General features: G+C 36.8%; 19 protein-coding genes. 8 read left to right on the forward strand and 11 right to left on the reverse strand.

What is annotated here, in order from left to right; genetic code table 11:
- Nucleotides 1–189: 189 nt before the first annotated feature.
- Nucleotides 190–1,689 (reverse strand): GH3 auxin-responsive promoter family protein, encoded by a 1,500-nt coding sequence (locus tag GD597_RS19495; protein ID WP_171609590.1) that lies wholly within the window; start codon nucleotides 1,687–1,689, stop codon nucleotides 190–192.
- Between the two features lie 176 nt (nucleotides 1,690–1,865).
- On the opposite strand from GD597_RS19495, the gene rplU reads away from it, so the two are divergent.
- The 6 genes from rplU (at nucleotide 1,866) to GD597_RS19525 (ending at nucleotide 6,192) form a co-directional block, all read left to right on the forward strand.
- Nucleotides 1,866–2,171 carry a 50S ribosomal protein L21 gene (gene rplU / locus GD597_RS19500; protein ID WP_171609591.1) on the forward strand — a complete coding sequence of 102 codons (306 nt, stop codon included), beginning with the start codon at nucleotides 1,866–1,868 and terminating at the stop codon, nucleotides 2,169–2,171.
- Between the two features lie 69 nt (nucleotides 2,172–2,240).
- Nucleotides 2,241–2,507 carry a 50S ribosomal protein L27 gene (rpmA, locus tag GD597_RS19505; protein ID WP_171609592.1) on the forward strand — a complete coding sequence of 89 codons (267 nt, stop codon included), beginning with the start codon at nucleotides 2,241–2,243 and terminating at the stop codon, nucleotides 2,505–2,507.
- 78 nt (nucleotides 2,508–2,585) lie between these two features.
- The gene (locus GD597_RS19510) at nucleotides 2,586–2,843 is read left to right on the forward strand and encodes a hypothetical protein (RefSeq protein WP_171609593.1); all 258 of its coding nucleotides are present in this window, start codon (nucleotides 2,586–2,588) and stop codon (nucleotides 2,841–2,843) included.
- A 77-nt stretch (nucleotides 2,844–2,920) separates the two neighbouring features.
- Nucleotides 2,921–4,594: a DNA polymerase/3'-5' exonuclease PolX gene (locus tag GD597_RS19515; protein WP_171609594.1), complete on the forward strand. Its 1,674-nt coding sequence runs from the start codon at nucleotides 2,921–2,923 to the stop codon at nucleotides 4,592–4,594.
- A gap of 196 nt (nucleotides 4,595–4,790) precedes the next feature.
- Nucleotides 4,791–5,381: a DUF4136 domain-containing protein gene (locus tag GD597_RS19520; RefSeq protein WP_171609595.1), complete on the forward strand. Its 591-nt coding sequence runs from the start codon at nucleotides 4,791–4,793 to the stop codon at nucleotides 5,379–5,381.
- A 106-nt stretch (nucleotides 5,382–5,487) separates the two neighbouring features.
- The gene (locus GD597_RS19525; RefSeq protein ID WP_171609596.1) at nucleotides 5,488–6,192 is read left to right on the forward strand and encodes a hypothetical protein; all 705 of its coding nucleotides are present in this window, start codon (nucleotides 5,488–5,490) and stop codon (nucleotides 6,190–6,192) included.
- 113 nt (nucleotides 6,193–6,305) lie between these two features.
- Here the strand turns inward: GD597_RS19525 and GD597_RS19530 are convergent, their stop codons facing one another.
- Genes GD597_RS19530 through GD597_RS19540 form a run of 3 tightly spaced genes read right to left on the reverse strand, consistent with a single transcriptional unit; the run spans nucleotide 6,306 to nucleotide 8,233 of the window.
- Entirely contained in the window at nucleotides 6,306–7,367 is a 1,062-nt protein-coding gene (locus tag GD597_RS19530) for an MFS transporter (RefSeq protein ID WP_171609597.1), read from the reverse strand.
- A 9-nt stretch (nucleotides 7,368–7,376) separates the two neighbouring features.
- A complete protein-coding gene (locus GD597_RS19535; protein ID WP_171609598.1) occupies nucleotides 7,377–7,694 on the reverse strand; it encodes a hypothetical protein in 318 nt (105 codons plus the stop codon).
- An 8-nt stretch (nucleotides 7,695–7,702) separates the two neighbouring features.
- A complete protein-coding gene (locus GD597_RS19540) occupies nucleotides 7,703–8,233 on the reverse strand; it encodes a hypothetical protein (RefSeq protein WP_171609599.1) in 531 nt (176 codons plus the stop codon).
- Nucleotides 8,234–8,545: 312 nt separating this feature from the next.
- Here GD597_RS19540 and GD597_RS19545 point away from each other — a divergent pair, with 312 nt between their 5' ends.
- Both GD597_RS19545 and GD597_RS19550 read left to right on the forward strand, forming a co-directional pair.
- Complete coding sequence (locus GD597_RS19545; RefSeq protein WP_171609600.1) at nucleotides 8,546–8,926, forward strand: GtrA family protein; 381 nt, start codon at nucleotides 8,546–8,548, stop codon at nucleotides 8,924–8,926.
- A 44-nt stretch (nucleotides 8,927–8,970) separates the two neighbouring features.
- Entirely contained in the window at nucleotides 8,971–10,482 is a 1,512-nt protein-coding gene (locus tag GD597_RS19550; RefSeq protein WP_171609601.1) for an ArnT family glycosyltransferase, read from the forward strand.
- A 346-nt stretch (nucleotides 10,483–10,828) separates the two neighbouring features.
- On the opposite strand, the gene GD597_RS19555 is transcribed toward GD597_RS19550, so the two are convergent.
- The 7 genes from GD597_RS19555 to GD597_RS19585 form a co-directional block, all read right to left on the reverse strand.
- Nucleotides 10,829–11,299 carry a DUF4304 domain-containing protein gene (locus GD597_RS19555; RefSeq protein ID WP_171609602.1) on the reverse strand — a complete coding sequence of 157 codons (471 nt, stop codon included), beginning with the start codon at nucleotides 11,297–11,299 and terminating at the stop codon, nucleotides 10,829–10,831.
- Between the two features lie 286 nt (nucleotides 11,300–11,585).
- A complete protein-coding gene (locus GD597_RS19560) occupies nucleotides 11,586–12,104 on the reverse strand; it encodes a hypothetical protein (RefSeq protein ID WP_171609603.1) in 519 nt (172 codons plus the stop codon).
- Between the two features lie 120 nt (nucleotides 12,105–12,224).
- Nucleotides 12,225–13,394: a hypothetical protein gene (locus GD597_RS19565; RefSeq protein ID WP_171609604.1), complete on the reverse strand. Its 1,170-nt coding sequence runs from the start codon at nucleotides 13,392–13,394 to the stop codon at nucleotides 12,225–12,227.
- A gap of 192 nt (nucleotides 13,395–13,586) precedes the next feature.
- Nucleotides 13,587–14,054, reverse strand: coding sequence for a phage tail protein (locus tag GD597_RS19570; protein WP_171609605.1), 468 nt, complete (start codon nucleotides 14,052–14,054; stop codon nucleotides 13,587–13,589).
- Between the two features lie 719 nt (nucleotides 14,055–14,773).
- Nucleotides 14,774–16,075 (reverse strand): hypothetical protein, encoded by a 1,302-nt coding sequence (locus GD597_RS19575; protein WP_171609606.1) that lies wholly within the window; start codon nucleotides 16,073–16,075, stop codon nucleotides 14,774–14,776.
- A complete protein-coding gene (locus GD597_RS19580; RefSeq protein ID WP_171609607.1) occupies nucleotides 16,068–18,020 on the reverse strand; it encodes a DNA cytosine methyltransferase in 1,953 nt (650 codons plus the stop codon). The genes GD597_RS19575 and GD597_RS19580 overlap by 8 nt, the downstream gene beginning before the upstream one ends.
- Nucleotides 18,017–18,343 carry a helix-turn-helix domain-containing protein gene (locus GD597_RS19585; protein ID WP_171609608.1) on the reverse strand — a complete coding sequence of 109 codons (327 nt, stop codon included), beginning with the start codon at nucleotides 18,341–18,343 and terminating at the stop codon, nucleotides 18,017–18,019. The genes GD597_RS19580 and GD597_RS19585 overlap by 4 nt, the downstream gene beginning before the upstream one ends.
- Nucleotides 18,344–18,518: the final 175 nt, after the last annotated feature.

Genomic DNA, 18,518 nt, shown 5'->3' on the forward strand with positions numbered 1-18,518 from the left:
TTTTTCTTTTTTGTTGAGCCTGGCTGCTGATTATGAATAAGGCATCCGTTGCGTCGCACATGGCGGGGTTCTGTTCGCTGCCCGGCAACAAACAGCCTTTTTAAAAATAGCCCCATAGTATTGTTGCCGTTGAAGTGTGCGACGCAAGTAAAGCCAAATGATATTTTCAACTGCCTGGCTAATAATGCATTACACCTGCGTAATATATGGCGCCAGTGCATTGGCAATGGTTCTGTCGTTACTTAAGCGGGGTAATTTGTTTTGTCCGCCCAGCTTGCCAATAGATTTCATATAATCTATAAACCCGTTTTTGCGTATTTGTGTTATTTTAAGTTCCTGTAAAATATTGCCGGTAATAAGGTCATCGTAATACACGTTTTTAGCCCTTAGGTTATTGTCTACCTTTTGTTTAAAGGCATCTATATTAGCAGGCAGGTTTTCGAACTCGATAAACCATTCGTGATAGCTTTTTTCATTGTTTTGCTGCACCATGGGGGCAACAGTAAATTCTACTATTTTAATGTTTTCTTCGTTGGCGGTTTTAAGCAGGGCAGCTTCCACTTCTTCTCCAATTACATGTTCGCCAAAGGCAGAAATAAAATGTTTGATACGGCCGCTAACAATAATACGGTAGGGAGATGTAGATACAAATTTGATGGTATCGCCCAGGTTATAGCCCCATAATCCGGCATTATTATTAATGATAAGGGCATAGTTTTCGCCAATTTTCACTTCTTCCAGTGAAAGTCGGGTCGGGTTTTCGTTAAATATTTCTGTTGCCGGAATAAATTCAAAGAAAATACCCGAGTTGGTGTTAAGCAGTAATCCCGGTTCGGTTTGGCTATCCTGAAAGGCAAAAAAGCCTTCGCTTGCCGGGAAAAGCTCAATGCTATCTATTTTACGGCCAATGCTTTCAAATATTTTGGCTTTATAGGGTTCAAAATTTACACCGCCTTGCACCATCAGGTTAAAATTGGGGAATAGTTCACCTACTTTTTTGCCAGATTTTTCCATTAACCGGTCAAAATACATTTGCATCCACGGCGGAATACCACTTATCAAAGTCATATTCTGATGGTAGGTTTCCTCAACTATTTTATCCAGTTTGGCTTCCCATTCCTCAATACAATTGGTTTGATAACTGGGTAATTGGTTGCCCCGCAGGTATTTTGGAACGTGGTGATTTACAATGCCGCTAAGGCGGCCGGTGGGTATACCGGCAATACGATCCAGTTCGGGTGAGCCACTTAAAAAAATCATTTTGCCTTGTGTAAAGGCATAATTACCTGTTTGTGCCAGATAGCATAATAAGGCATCGCGGGCAGAATTGATGTGATTGGGAATAGATTCTTTTGTTATTGGAATGTATTTTACCCCGCTGGTTGTACCACTTGTTTTGGCAAAATAGATGGGTTTACCCTTCCATAAAACATTATGGCGGCCCTCCTTTATTTTTTCGATATAGGGCTTTAACAGCTCATAATCTCGTATTGGAACCTGTTTTTTAAAGTCTTCGTAATTATGGATATTACTAAAGCCGTGGTCTTTACCAAAATCGGTATTGATGGCCGATTTTATCAGACTTTTTAAAATGTGTTGCTGATCTGCCACGGCAGTTTCCATGCCTTTGGCTATCTTATTATATATATAATTGGCAAACGGACGGGCTAATAGCGATTTTAAATTCATATTGAAAGTATAAACAGGGTGTCAAAAATAGTACTACCCTGCCAGTTCTGCGGCATAGAAATCTTAATTTTGCAAAAGAATTGGCAGTAAGATATAGAATCTTAAAAGAAATTTGTTGGGAGATGTAACAAATTAAAGTAAAACTCCTACCTTCGCCGTCCTAATTTTTTAAAGTTATGTTAGCAGTTGTAAAAATAGCGGGCCAGCAGTTTAAAGTACAAACCGGAGATAGTTTGTATGTTCCTCATATCGCAGGTAAGACTGGAGATAAAGTAGAATTCAGTGATGTGTTGCTTGTTGACAATGACGGTGTATTAACAGCCGGCAAAGATGTAACAGCAGTTGTAACCGCTGAAATTGTAAATGACCTTGTTAAAGGTGATAAGGTGATTGCTTTCAAAATGAAAAGAAGGAAAGGTTTTCGCAAAAAAACCGGTCACAGAACTCAGTATACACAAATCAAAATTGAAAGCATTGCATAGTATGCATGTTTTTTAATAAGGTATTTGTATAATAAATAAATCATAATCACATTTAGATAATCATTTTTTATGGCACACAAAAAAGGTGAAGGTAGTGTAAAGAATGGACGTGACTCACAGAGCAAGCGTCTTGGTGTTAAAATATTTGGTGGTCAACCTGCCATCGCTGGTAATGTTATTTTACGCCAGAGAGGAACTGTATATCATCCCGGTACTAATGTAGGAGTGGGAAGAGATTTTACATTATTTGCATTAACTGATGGTACTGTTCAATTCAAAAAAGGAAGATTAAACAGGTCTACTGTTTCTGTTGTTCCAGTAGAAGTAACTGCATAGATTTTATTTTTTTGGCAGTTATCATAAAGTTTTTTTATTTTTATGGCATATTTACTAACCATTTAAATTTAAAAGAACATGGCAACTGCAAAAAAAGCTGCTAAAAAAGCTGCTCCAAAAAAAGCTGCTGCTCCTAAGAAAGCCGCTGCTCCGAAAAAAGCTGCTGCTCCTAAGAAAGCTGCTGCTCCAAAAAAAGCCGCTAAAGCTGCTGCACCTAAAAAAGCTGCTGCTCCTAAAAAGGCTGCTGCTCCAAAGAAAGCCGCTGCTCCTAAAAAAGCTGCTGCTCCTAAAAAGGCTGCTGCAAAAGCTGCTCCAAAGAAAGCCGCTAAGAAATAATCTTAGGCTTTACAGCACAATAAAATTGAGTCCCGGTAATTTACCGGGACTTTTTATTTTTAGACAAAACATAGTTTATGGATAACTATACCATTGCTGATAATTTTTCTTTGCTGGCCAAACTGATGGATATACATGGCGAGAATAGTTTTAAATCAAAATCGTATTCATCTGCAGCATTTGCCATTGAAAAATTACCCATTGAATTAGCAACATTAAGCGAGGAGAGAATATTTGCCATTAAAGGGGTAGGAGAAGCTATAGGCAAAAAAATTATAGAACAAATCAGCACAGGCCAGCTATCATTATTAAATGAGTACCTATCTAAAACACCTTCTGGGATTTTGGATATGCTTTCTATTAAAGGCCTTGGTCCCAAAAAAATTGCTGTCATCTGGAAAGATCTGGAGATTGAAAGTTTGGGCGAGCTATTATACGCCTGTAATGAAAACCGGTTATTATTATACAAAGGATTTGGAGAAAAAACCCAGCAAAATATAAAAGAGGCCATTGAATACTTCTTAAATAATATAGGCAGTTATTTATATCAACAGGTAGAACAATATGCAGAGAATGCACAACTAATATTGCAACAGCAGTTTCCTGCAGCAAAATTTGCTTTAGCGGGTGATTTTATAAGGCATATGGAAACTATTGACCAACTGGTGTGGGTAACTACTGTTGAACAGGAAGTGCTGACCACCTATTTGGCTAAAGATGAAACTTATACTATAGAAAAATTAGCTGCTAACCTAACACAGGCAAAAGGCAAAGAGAATCTCTTACTTGTATTTAAACATGTACCACCTGAAATATTTTATCAAACAGTGTTTGAAAACTCCTGCAGTGATCTTTTTCTGGATACCTGGAAACAAAGATTCCCGTTTGCAGGTGAATATGAAAGTGAAGCAGCAATTTTTGAGAATGCTGGTGTACCATTTATTCCAGCCTATTTACGGGAAACTGCGGCAATTGTATCATCAGCCGTAAAAAATAACCTTCCGGTGGTGATACAGGATGCAGATATAGCAGGCATTATTCACAGCCATAGCAAATGGAGTGATGGATCGAATAGCATTGAAGAAATGATTGTAGCAGCTAAACAAAAGGGGTTACAATATCTTGTTATCAGCGATCACTCTAAATCGGCTTTTTACGCCAATGGCTTGTATGAAGAAAGAATTATTGCACAACACGAGGAGATAGATGCTTTAAACGCCAAATATGCTCCATTTAAGGTGTTTAAGAGTATTGAATCAGATATACTGAATGATGGCAGCCTGGATTATCATAATTCGGTTTTAAGCAGCTTTGATCTGGTAATAGCATCTGTACATTCGAATTTGAAGATGAAAGAAGATAAAGCCATGATGCGTTTACTGGCCGCCATTGAAAATCCCTATACTTCCATTTTGGGCCATATGACCGGGCGCCTGTTATTAAGCAGAAACGGATACCCGGTTGATCATAAAAAAATTATTGACGCATGTGCCGCCAATGCGGTGGTTATTGAATTAAATGCACATCCCAAACGATTGGATATAGATTGGCGCTGGATAGATTACTGCACGGAAAAGGGAGTAATGATTTCTATTGACCCCGATGCGCATACTATTGAAGGGTACAAGGATATTCATTATGGGGTACTTGCTGCCCAAAAAGCCGGCATTACAAAAGCACAAAACCTGAGCAGTTTTTCCCTGGCACAAATGGAAATTTTTATTGCACAACAAAAATCCAAGAGACCTTAATTATTTTATAGCTGTTTTTTATTGGTTAAGTACAGGTTTGATGCCATGGAAGCGGAACCCCGAACCGAGCGTGGCAAGCGGTGATGCCCATACTATTGCAGCTGGTTAACAAATACTTCATTTTAATAATTAAGGTTCTATTATAGGTGGTAATGGCAAAGTTTTTTAAGTGAACTAAACTTCTTTAATTTGTAATATGAGATTAATACTTACGGCAATTTTAATGGCTCTTTTCTATGTGGCTTGTAGCCCCGGCACCAAAATGTTTGCAACGGAAACAGAAGCAGGCACTGATTTTTCAAAATACAAAACATATGCTCTGTTGCCAACCGATGATACATCATACGCCAAAATGGTGAATAAGCAATTGTTTGAACAATACCTGGCACAAGCAGGGATTTACCAGATAGAGAAAAAACGACTGGTAAAAGATTCAATACATCCGGATTGTTATTTTAAATACACTATGGTGATGAACAGGAAATACGAAACCAATCAGCAATCTCAGTTGGTGTATAAGCCCGAAGTGTATACCCCGGCTTTTGATAATAATGCCCGCATTTATTATTTTAGTTCAGATAACCGCCCCGTCATTTACAAAGGAAAAATGGAAGTAAGTACTTTTAGAGAAGGTGCATTAATTATTGACATGATTGACGCTGCTACAAAGAATGTTGTTTGGAGAACTTCTTATACCTATAAGCATGATGAAGCAGCTTTGCCAACACTTAAAACGGCTGTAGATATAATAGTACCTGCTTTGTTTAAAAAATTTCCTGTGAAATAAAATATAGTAACCTAAAGAATTAAAGCTGCTTGAAAGGCAGCTTTTTTTATTTATGTATTTCTTAACTAACTTTTTAACTCCCCTGGTATTAACAAAAAATGCTTGTATGAAATTGTTTAAACAACTTATGTGGCTAATTATACCTGCTGCTTTCATGTCTGTATCCTGTACCAGTAACGAAATTGGTTTTAGTAAAGATGTAAATCCCGAAACGATATTCAGCAGTTATAATATTAATTACGATGAAGGTGATGATAGTGTTAACTGTTTTATGCAGTTTCGTTTTGCCGGCGAAAATGGCACCACACTTATTTTAAGCAAGCCCAGTAATATTGCCATAGACGAAAAAATCATAGAGGTAGATAGCTCTACAGCCTTTGGTGCTTTTTATTTGGTGCGTTTTGGTGTAAATGATTTTAACGGGTCCCATCAAATAGTGTTTACAGATATAAATGGCAAAACCCATACAGAGAATTTTAGCTTTAGCAAAATAAATTGCATAACGCCAATACCCGCTGTTGTAACTACTGATTCATTGGCCATTTTGCAGTTCTCAGGCGCAGCTCGCAACGATGAAATTTCCGTGTCCATCTCCGATACTGCTTCTGCTACCGCAGATATAGAAATTCAGGAAGAAATAAGGAATAATAAAATACAAATTCCCATTGCCCAATTAAATACCCTAAGTAAAGGGCCAATAGAAATTAATATTCATATGCATCGAGCCTTGCCATTAAAACATGCTACCAATCAGGGAGGCGAATTTATTATTCAGCAAAACATTACCGTGGCTAAAACCATTTTGCAATAGTTATTGTACCGGGCAATTGATTATTAATGGGACATACTTGCGTCGCACTCTTGTACAGCAAATCTATAGGCTGCAGATAATGGCTGTAAAGTTGTAAATGCAATTATTTATTATCAGGCAGCGGTTTTTACCCATTTTCGACTAATAAAAAAATACCATGCAAGTGCAGCCAGTATTCCAATAATGGATACCAAACCAATGCCTGAATAAGCTATCCTGTTATGCGCAAATACATGTTGTAAATTTTCCGAAGCATATAAAGGAAGCCCCGATATGGCAATAATAGTTCCTAAACTTAATGCCGCAGCAGTAGCGGGATATTGCGGGGCACTGCTATATAATAATTGCAGGGTAACCGGCACAGAGCTTTGTAAACAAGCTACCCCAAACCCAAATGCCAGTACATTATTATGACCAATTTGCAATAATATAAATGCTGCTGGTAAACTAAATAACAACCATTTTTTCCATCCAATGGCATCAGCCATAAAACCACCAATCCATTTGCCGGTAAATGCACTTAGTCCGGCAACCAATAAACCATAAGGGTAATTAATGGCAAACCCATTTAGTAAGTCAAACAAAAATGAACGCAAACACATCATAAACAATAGAAGTATCATTATCATATCATGGCTATCGGGTATATTATTTTGTGAAGCGGTTACTTTATAAACCGGAAACCCATTTTTTATGATGATTACCAATAAGCCAATCACCAAAAGCATTGGAATTAAAATACTGTAAACAGGTAGCGACCCGCAAAAGCCACCAATGGCAAGACCTGCTACACCAGGGGCAGTAAAAATGCCCAATAATGAAAATTTATTTTTATGCAGCATCAGGCAAATACAACCACCCGTTACATGTAAAAGTGCCGATGCAATGCCCGCCACGCAAATAGCCAGCAGGGGTTGTATAAAAAACAGGGCACAGGCCCCAATTAATAATAGCAACGCATTGATACCAAAAGCTTTTAAATTTTTGTTTTTATCCAGCCACATGCCAATGGGTAATTGCCCGCCAAAAGCCAATAGGGCATATAATATCAATGCTGTTACAATTTGGGTATTTTGCATAGTATTAGAAGCGTAGGCAAGCATAAAGCCAGCCACCCAATCGTTAATGCCATGCGCTATGGCCCAGGAATAAATAATTTTTTTATCTGTCTGCATCCTGCTGTTTTAAAACAATGAATTACCGGTTATCAATAAACCAACCCCCAAACTGCAACCGTTGGCAAGTAGCGAAGCCACCCAGGCTTTCCAAACATTGGCACTAAAGAACAATTGTAATACAATCGCCTCCATTATAAAAACGCCCAGTTCAAGCAGCCACAAGGGTAGGCCAGTATTATCAAATAATACCGTAAACAAAGGCCAGGTAAATAAATTAAGTAAAGTATCGGTAAACAGTGCGGTTTTCCATTCAGTCCTGTATATCCATACCACAATAGGCAGTTCCAGTAAAAGTGTATACAGCAGGTATTGTAAAATTTGCATGCAGCGGCTTATTCAATATGGCCAATACTGGTTTTCTTTTTCCGCCAAAAAAAGTAAACCACTAAAATAAGTACGGCCACCAGACTTATACCTATTAGTATTTCATTTCTTTTCCAGAATTGGCGCACCGATTTGGTAATACCATCCTTCCCTTTACCTGCGTTTTCATTATCACCGGCAAGCGATGTTCGTGTGGTAGTATACAGTAATTTGTTATCTGCAATGCCTGTAAAAGCAATTCCTAAATTCTCCTGTTCCACTTCACTCAGAAAAATACTATCGGTAAAAACTGTACCCAAACTGGCGTAAATAATTATTTCATGTGGTAAACCCTGACTGGCATAAATGGTATACAAAGTGTCTTTAGTAATTACTGAATCGGTATCAAAATCCTTTACATGAAGGGTATAATTACCTAAAGCCGAGATATTGGAAAATACAACCCTTATATCCTGACGCCTGTGATTACCTGGCATATCAGCCAATGCAGAAAGGGTAATAAATAACAAAAGAACCCCATAAAATTTCCTTACGTTCATTGTTGTTTGGTTTGAACAAGAATAATTTGCCTATGCAAATTTTATATTAAGATAGAGAGATTTTTTATTTATTTGGTATTTATTATTTCCCGGCCTGTCTCTTGTCCCGCTTCCAAAAACCAAACACAAACCCCTTTTTCAAATGTTTACAGCCTTCAAAAAACGGTTAAGAAGTACAATTTTTCTATTGCTACGTATAAGTTTTAATAATATATCCCCATTCTGTTATTAACAACCTAATATTCTTAATATTTGCCATTATTTAAAAAATTACTCAGTTAGTATTAAGAAATTTTAGCAGCACAGATATCCATGGAAGTATTGATTAAAATATTCAGGTTTGGTATTGTTGGCCTAACGGGTATGGTGCTCGATTTTGCCATTACCTGGGTACTCAAAGAAAAACTTACAATAAATAAATATATTGCCAACATTATGGGCTTCGTGGTAGCCGCTATCAATAATTTTTATATTAATTATATTTGGACGTTTAACGCCTCCTCAACCAATATGCAATTGGATTTTGTAAAATTCTTTGTATTTGCTTTAATTGGGTTGGCATTAAACAGTGCATTACTATTTCTTTTTCATGAGAAATACAAAGTGCATTTTTACCTGGCCAAAGCACTTGCCATTATTTGTGTATTTGCCTGGAACTTTACAACAAATTATTTTTTCAATTTTCATTCCTGAAAATGATCTATAAAAAGCGGGTACTCATTCTCATCTTTCTAACAATGCTTATCAGGCTTTTTATAGCCAATTATCTCGAGTTGGGTAACGACGAAGTGTATTATTGGACCTACGCTTTACACCTCCAAATGAATTATTTCGATCATCCGCCCATCATTGCCCTGCTTCTAAGGTTAACTACGCTTAACCTTCATTTTCAACAGGAAATTTTTCTGCGTCTCGGTGCCATATTGGGTGCGGCCGCCGGTACCTGGCTTAGTTATTCCATAGGTACCAAAATCCGTAACGAAAGAACCGGCTGGTTTGCAGCACTGCTATACAACACCTGTGTGTACAGCTCTGTAATTGCCGGTTTATTTATCCTGCCCGATAGTCCACAGGTAGTTTTCTGGTTACTATGTATCAGGCTGGCCTTAGCATTTGTACCCCAAACCAATAAAGCAATGCCCTCCCTAACAACATGGGTATTGTGGGGGCTGTGCACCGGCTTATGCATTATGTGCAAAGTGCACGGTATATTTTTATGGCTTGGGGCGGGTTTATATATACTCGTATACAACCGGCAATTATTAATGCAAAAAGGTCTCTACCTATCGGCAATAATTACAGCAGCCGTAATAAGCCCAATATTTATTTGGAACTGGCAAAACAATTTTATAACCTGGCTGTACCACAGCCAGCGGGTGGCGGTACACACCATCAGTTTCGATAAAGACAGTTTTATACAGGCCATCACCGGCCAAATTGCATACAATAATCCATTAAACTTTATTGTCATCATCCTGGCCATCATCTATATCCGTAAGCAACAATTATTATCGGCCGGTATAACATCCATGCTCTTATTTTTATCACTGCCAATCATCATTACAGTAACAGCTGCGGCTATGTTTAATTCCGTTTTACCACATTGGAGTGGCCCCGGCTTTATTACCCTCCAGTTTATTGCAGCCGCCTATCTCGATGTTAAATCTACTGCCGCCTGTGTAGTACCCAAATTTGTAAAATATGCTACAGGCTGTATCATGTTTGTAATAAGTGCAGGCTTTTTGTTTATCTCTTATTATCCGGGTACTATTGGCAGTAAAAATAAAAACATATTGGGCGATGGCGATTTTACCCTCGACCTCTACGGCTGGCAACCCATGGGCGATAGTATTCGCAATTATATCAATCAGCCCGCCGTACAGCCCCAAATACCCGCCAACCGCACCATTGTTTGCAACAAATGGTATCCCGCCGCCCATATAGATTATTATATTGCCCGCACCAACCAAATGCAGGTAATTGGCGTAGGTAATTTTACCGATTTGCACCAATACGTATGGTTAAACCAGCAGCGTAACAATTTAAAATTGGGCGATAGCGCCCTTTGCATCGTGCCCAGCAATTACATGATCCCCATGCCCGATACTTATTTGCCCTATTTCTCCACCGTGCGTTTATTACATAGCTTTCAAATAACACGGGAGCAGGCCGCTGTGCGTTATTTCAACCTCTATTTACTCACCGGTTTTAAAAATACCGACGAAGCGCATACCCTCTCCGTAAACTAATCAGGCAAACAAAAACAGCAGCAAATTTATTAGCCCGGCATATACCCATTGGGCATCGCCGCTTGCGTCGCACTCTTGTACGTTCGGGGCTTTATGCAGCTTTTCCAAGGCATAAACTAAAGCCATTGCATCCTCACAACTAATTTGTTGCAGGGTCTCCTTGTGTGCGTTGGAACTTGTTACCGGAAATGCGTTTGCTAAGGCAATGGTACGCTTCACTGCAAACACTTAGCAGCATACTTACGCAAGAATAGGGAAATCAGGGCCAACGAACCGCAGCGTCCCTTCCGCACACAAAGCTATTTAAGAAGACTTTGCGGAGAAGGAAACAACGGAAGTGTGTAATCTAATCTTCAATTGAAAGCGCATTTTTTATTTTTAAATCCATCCCATATTTCAAACCCGTATATTCATTTATTGCAATTTTTATTCCTGACTTTGTTTTGATACTATTTAAAAAAGGTAATGCATAATTTACAATTAGATCTTCAATGATGGTTTCTCTTTCACCTTTGACAAACTCATTATTTTCTAAATCAAAAGCTTTTTTAACCAAGTCTTTTTGAGCCAAATCACTAATGCTGTAAATCAAATTGTATTTGTAATATTTAGGAAATTCGTCTTCACCTTCATATATTTCTTTTAAAAAACACCCCATAACATGTCCATAATACCCTCCATAGGGAGATTTAGCTGCAGCAAAAAAACAGATACAATCATCTGTATGCAAATACCATGTTTCCTTTTTTTTTATGAACCCTAGTGGGCTTAAAATTGAATCGATTAATTTGTAAAAATCTTTTTGATTAATAATCATGAATTAAGGCGTTTTTGGTGTTTGAAGTTCCTACGTTGTTAAGGATGTTCCAATAGGCATCCTGAACTGTAAATAAATACCCTTTTAAAAAGGGACGTACTAGCAGCATTAAAATCAATATGCTATTGTATTATAATCCTATTTACAATGTTAATGCTCCCAGTTAACTCCTTTCACAGAAAGGTATTTATTATAAGTTCCAGGTCACCCTTTGGAAGACCTGGAACAACGGAGTTTGTGTTTCCCCTAATAATTACTTGAAGGCGTAACATTGGCAGCAGTTTTTTTACTCGCCTTGGTGTATCCAGATATAGTTTTTTCCTGTCCAGTATATAATACCACCTGCGATTGGGGCGCCATCTTCATATTGTGCTGCCATTATTCCAGTGTGTGCTAATAATATCTCTTTGCCACCAATAATGTCTCCTGTTTCGTGGTCAAATTGTGTTTCAAAAACTGTTTTTTCTTTGTAAAGCTCCCAATTGTCTATCCAGTTGAAATCTTTTCCACCATTACCAAAATTTGTGCCCGCACCAAAAACATAAAATGCATTTGAGCTATTATGTATTAATAGAATACCTTTTTTATTGGTTGATTTTTCACTAATACTTAGTGCGATGTCTATTGTACCGTCTCCATTGAAGTCGGCTTCTATAAAAGATGGTTTTAAAAAACTGTCTAACTGGTATTTTTTATCGAGACCTTTTTCGTTAAAGGTTTTCATATACCAGGGAATATTCGATTTTGTTTCTGTACATCCGGCGAGTAACAAAACAATGAAGGATATGATTATTAGTGGTTTCATAAAATTGATGCTAACTCATAAATAGCCGAACTAAATACCCTTTCTCAAAAAATGAGTTCTACTCCCACTTTAGGATGCAGCGGTGCGAAATCTCCCTTGTTTACTAGACATTTGGCAGATTTATTTCTCGCTGTTTATAAGTTCCCAAATTTTGTCGTTATAATTTGCTTTTGTAATTCCTGTCAATTTTTCAAGTGTTGTATAATATTTTTCGTTTCCTTTTTCAAATTTTCCACAGGTTAATAATTCCCAAACGCCTTCAAACCCTTTTTCTTTTTCTATTTTCTTCACCAACAAAGCGTTTACAATATTGTCGGCTGAATTTGGGTAATTTCCTGTCTTAAAAGAAATTGGCGTTTCTTTTATTTCAGTCCAATTTGTATTTTTATTACTTGCAATTTGTTCTTTAAATGCTTTGAAGATTTCTTGCCAGCTCAAACCCCAGCTTCCCCCATAAATATAAGCACAACCTTCATCCACTGGCTTATTCACCTGACTTCGTGAAATAACCAAGCTTAATCTTTCGTGCCATAAGTCGTGTGGGTCAAATTCGTTAAAACTTGAGTTATTGTTGCCTAAAACAATTAGCTTTTTGTCTCCTAATGAAGAGCTCCAAACACTTTGTATTCTTCCATTGTAATCAGACTTATAATCAACCCCAATTAATTTTTGTAGTTCAATAATATTATCAGTACAATAATAGTCAGTTATTTTATTAGTTGCCTTTAGTTTCAAGTCAAAAGAAGTAGCCAATTTATTGAATTCTTTAACTTTCTCTTTGTTGATGGTAGTTTGATAATGGAAAACATTGTTTCCTGCTTTTTCAATTTTCCAATTTTTAGTGTTCCTGAGTAGTGGGGAAGAATATTGAAAGGTATTATTTATTTTGTGAGCAATAAATTCAAAACTTGTTCTCAAATATGATAAGTTTTCGAATGTTCCAATATACGATACTTGCAAGAGATATTGATTTTCTTTCAATGCTACAACATTTGTCAAATATGGCTTATAGAAGTAATCATCTTTATATTTCTCACTTTTTTCTATATTGTTTACCTCGTCAAGCAAAATAAATGTTTCTACTTTTTCGGTCTCTAAAACTAATTTATTTTCATCGTTTGGTTTTTGAGCAGCATTTAAAAACTCATTCAATGTTGAAATCAAAAGTTTGCTTTCAATACTGTCTTTTGGCAAAACTATATTTGGGTTTATTCTTACAGGATTTGTTTGTGCTTTTACGCTAAGTAGCGCAATTAAAAATGTCAGTGTTAGAAAATATTTGATTATCATATTTTATTATTGGTTAAAATTTATGGAGTTTATCTGGTTCTGCAAATCTTGCCACTAATCCGAAAATAGCCGAATTAAATACCTTTTCCCAAAAAATGAGTTCTCCACCTGATGGGTGATTAAAGGAGCGAAATACCCCTTGCTTACTCCACTGAAGCCAATGATTTAAGAAAATTTATACTTCGATCCTAATTATTTCCCATTTGAAATAATTAGCTGCTCATGCGCAATCTCAATCGTATCTATAGCAATTTCATTCGCGTCAGATTTTAAATCCGTGCTCGTGATTTTTGTAGGCCAGGCATTGCTTAATGTCCATTGCATGGTTATATTACCGTCCTCATCTAACAATTTAATTACTATCGTTCTTCTTTTTATCGAATTCATTTTAAATTGTGAGTGCCAATCCCAAAAACTATTGTCATTTACAAAGACACCTCTTTTCATTGTAACGTTCCCAAATTTGGCAATACCTGGCATTTTTTGTGAGGAGAAAAGCGGTGTATTGCTGTTACGATATTCAATAATTTGACTCTCCACATCCATGCCCGATACTTCCTGAAATGATATCCCTTTTAATTCATCTCCAAGATCAACTTCAAATCTGAATTTTGGTAAAGGCCATGTAGCGCCCTCAGCATTTTCGGTACTTTTTGGCATAGTTTATATTTTTTGTGATTGTTTTTCTTTTAGAGTTTTTCTACCATTTGCTATTAATCAAAAAAAGACGAACCAAATAGCCTTATCAAAAAAATGTATTATAGAAATTTGATACATTTCTCTACCACTGTTGGTGAAACTCAAACCCCAAAATGGGCACATATTTAGTTTGTTGTAGATCTACTTTTTCATTTCGCCCAGTTCCTTTATTAGCCCTGCATTTACCCATTGGGCACCGCCGCTTGCGTCACACTCTTGTGGGTTCGGTGCTTTGTGCAGCTTGTCCAGGGCCTAAATCAAAGCCATTTCACTTTCACAACTAGCTTTTTGCACGGCCTCATGGTGTGCATTGAATAGTATGGCAGCAGATGCTGAAACATGTTCGCTTTAAATGGTTTACCTTGCCGACACCCTTAACTTGTTGAAGGGTCTCTTGCTGTGCGTTGGATGTTATTACCTTGATTGCGTTAACTATGGCAAATGAACAAATCGCTATAGACGCATTATTGTAAAGGTAAACCAGGCAATACCGCAGGCCTAAAAACAGACAACAAAGCCGAAATGCGCTGGTATTGTATGCAGCAAAATAGTAAAACGAGGAGGTTGAAGTTCAGTTAACTCTCAAGATTTGACTCGTACTGAAGTTGCAATATGAGTTCCGTCACGCTCCACTATTCGCCAAACCTCCTATTATCTGCTGCTCTTCTATAGCGACTCCTTTAAGTGATACATTTTGCAAACGTCTCAACCCATTCTGTAGTCGGTTCGTCAATTGGTGCGATGTCTCTTCTTAATTGACAAATCGATTCAGCAATTGCAATCATCCACCTTTCACCAACTTTGTCTGGGTCGAGTGCATAATTCTTAATCTCATAATCAACCCACTCTCCAAATTCAAGTATTTGAATTTCGGTTTCGTGAATTAGCTTAAGTTCTTCAAGGCGGCTTTGAATTTCGGGTTTAAGATTTGGCTTCTGGTCTGTAACGAATCCAACAAGAGCAGTTTGAGGGTGTGTTTTTAATTTGTCATTTAGTTCTTCCAATTCATCTCTTAAATATGTCTTGCCATATTTTGCATCCCACGACTCTATTATATCCATATTTCCATGTGTAGCAGTAAGTTCAATGTCACCAATATTACCGTGTTTCTTGTTCGCAGAACGCATTTGTGAAAGAGGTTTGAGAAAGCCACTTAAACATTTTTCTTCTTCCAAAACTTGAAATAGCGAGTGCATTGCAACTTCAAACATTCTAGCCGAATATGTCGAACTCTCAATGAACTTTGTAATGGTCAAATAACAATTTTTGAAAGATGGTTTCTTTTCCAAAAATACTTTTAGAGTTTCCAGGGTTTTGTCTGTGAGTTTAAGAAAAGCTTCTGATTTATTGTTTAGAAAAATTACAAGCTGTTTCAATGCATTTACTGCATCAAGCTTTCCCGTTTCAACTGAATCAGTAATTTCCAACCATTCCTGTCTAGCACCTCGAATAGCAGCTTTGTACAGTTTTGAATAAGGATAATTCTCCGCTAAACTTCTCGTCATCATAAATCCATCAGCATTCAACTTTAAAAGGTTGTGTTTCCTCAAAACTGGAGTAATATAATTTTTATCAAGAACTCTCATAGGCACTCCTTCCTTCCATGAAAAATCGGCGCCTGTACTTCCTTTGTGTAATCTAATTGATTGGTTGGGAATAATTGATTTTACAGTCAATTGTAAAATAGTTAAGCCAACTATTGCTCTTCCAACTTCACTTGTTACGGAATTAACTAGCGATTCAATTACAGCTATTTGTTCTGGGTTTATTTCCTCTATTATTACTTTTGGGTCTTTGCATTCGGTAATTATGTTTTCAAGAAACCCATCTTCTAATGCCTTCTTGATTACAGCAAGCCGCTTTTTTGCCTCATCAGAAGTTTTGCCTTCTGGAAATTGGTATTCCATGCCATCCTCGTTTACTAAAATACTTCTGTCTGAATAGATGTATAAAACTGGTTCTTTTTTTTGTTCTTTATCCATGTGCTTGTAATGATTTTTTAAGTTGAACGCTAAAATGATTCAGAGATGGAAATCGATAAGGGATTAAATATTCGTTTTCAGAAATTTCTGGGTTCGTATTGCTATTTCTAATTTCAAATCCAATTTTACGCAATTCATAAAAACATGTTAGTAAATTACTTTTACTGATATCATAGCTTGTCGCAAATTGATTTATGTTTTTAATCTGTCCGATTGAATTGTCGGCAAGGATGAGTTCAAGCACTTTCCAAACATTCCCCGTAATTTCGTTTTCAGCTTTTGTAAATGAAAATACAATATCATTTGAGTATTGGTAATAACCGAAAAGCTGAATTAAGTCAGCTTTAATATGATTCTCTGCTAATGCTTGCTCAAACACTTTCCAAAGAACAGTATAGTCGGTTAAAATGCTACTATTTGAAATTAATTGAACTTCATTGACTGAAAGAAATAAAGGTGAATTCTTAATTTTTCTTAATTCAATTCTATAAAGCTCCTTTGCATTTTCATTTCTGTTCAGTTCAAAATTCCACTTTTTATTTGCTGCTTTAAACCTTACTTCGACTTCTGATTTCGGGTTGCTTTTTATTTTGAAGTTATTTGTCAACTCAACTTTATAAATTTTATTTACAATTTCTTTTTTGGGATTCTCTTTCCGGCTGTCTATTGCAGCAGCTGCTTTCTGAAAATAGTGGTCTGTTTTTTCACTTTTCAATTTTCTGAAGGAAAGCTTTTCAACTTCTTCTAAGTAGTTAAACTCAAATGGTAAATTAACATTGAAAAACTGATTCAGAACACTCAACGCTAACATTCTTGCAAATTGTGGTGGAACTGAATTTCCGATTTGTTTACTAGCAATAGCTCTATTACCAAGTATTTTGTAGTCATCAGGAAATGTTTGTAGCCGTTTCAATTCTTCAATTGTGAAATGCCTGTTCTCCCAATGAAAAGGTCCAGTATATTGCCCCCCTGAAGCTTTTAAAGTTCTTATTGGCTTTATCGGGTCAGCTTTGTAAAGAAAGTCAGAGAACTTTGACCGCCATGCAAAGATTGGGTTTGGATGACCCATTTTTTCAGTGAAGAAACTGTAATTCAGTCCAGTGGGAACTTCCTCAAGTAAATGTCCGAACCTACCATTGATTAAAGGAAGTTTGTCGTTGTCAGGCTTGTCAACATTTAAGATTGCTTGATGTGCGGAGTAGTGAGGAAACTCGTCATGCGAATCTGGACCATGTGTTGGTTTTGGAAATTTGAAAAGATTTCCTTTTGAACCTACGAGAATAATTCTTTCACGATGTTGGGGTACTCCATAGTCCGCTGCATCCAAAATACGATATGAAATGTTGTAACCAATTTCTTTAAATGCTGCTACAATCTTTTTTATAGATTCCCCTTTTTCTGCTCCAAGCAATCCGTAGACATTTTCAAAAAGAAACCCTTTAGGTTTTAGTTTTTCTAAAACTCTTACATACTCTTCAAATAAATTTCCTCTATTATCTTTTGTTCCTGCTACTCCTGCTGCTCTTCGTCCTGCTGCTGAAAAAGATTGGCAAGGGGGCCCTCCAATAATAAAATCAATAGGAGTAGCGATATTTGGTTCGTATTGTCTAATATCCTTGCATGTAATATTTGCATCAGCAAAATATTTTCCTATCATTTGGTTGTGCATCATTGTTTGCACAAACTTTTCTTCAAGTTCTACTGATTCAACTAAAGAAAAACCCGTGTCGGAAAAGCCAATGTCAAGACCACCTGCACCTGAAAACAAAGCAACAATGTTGATTGATTTATCAAGATTTTTTGTTGCCCATTTTTTGATTGCTTTTCCAAAGTCGTCTGGTGACAAGCTTTCCTCGTCGGAAATTTTCGAGCAAATTTCTTTGTAGCTGTTTTTGTTAACTTTCGTGTCAAAAAAACTTAGTTGATTTATTTCTTCTTCCCTCATTTTTTATATTTGGTTTTGTAATATTCAACTTTTGCTTCTGCAACTTTTAAAGTGTCAAGGTCGGCTTCTTCTTCAATCATTTTGTAAGCGAATTGGTCGCTTAAAAATTCTTTCACAAGTTGCCTTTCACTTACCTTGAAGAATAAAGCCATTTGTTTTATTTGTTCTTTTGTTGCTTGTCTTTCGTTACGTTCAATCTTTGCTAAGAGTGAAGTGTCGATTCCAATTTCGCTTGCAACTTCTCTCAAGGAAAGTTCCGCCTCCTCACGAAGAACTCTAAGCTTTTCTCCCAATGTCGTTACGCTAATTTTATTCGTCGCCATCTTGGACTAATTTTGTACAAAGCTAAATAACTATTTTTTAATGGACAAATATTGTCCACGAAAGTTTTCAACATGATGTGACTTCAAAATAATGAGTAGAGTTGGCGTAGAATTGGATGCTTGGTTATGGAAACGGGTCGCTAATTGAGTTGTAGATAACTCAAAAATAGACGAA

This window comes from Limnovirga soli (assembly GCF_013106755.1).
GTDB classification, from domain to species: Bacteria; Bacteroidota; Bacteroidia; order Chitinophagales; family Chitinophagaceae; genus Limnovirga; species Limnovirga soli.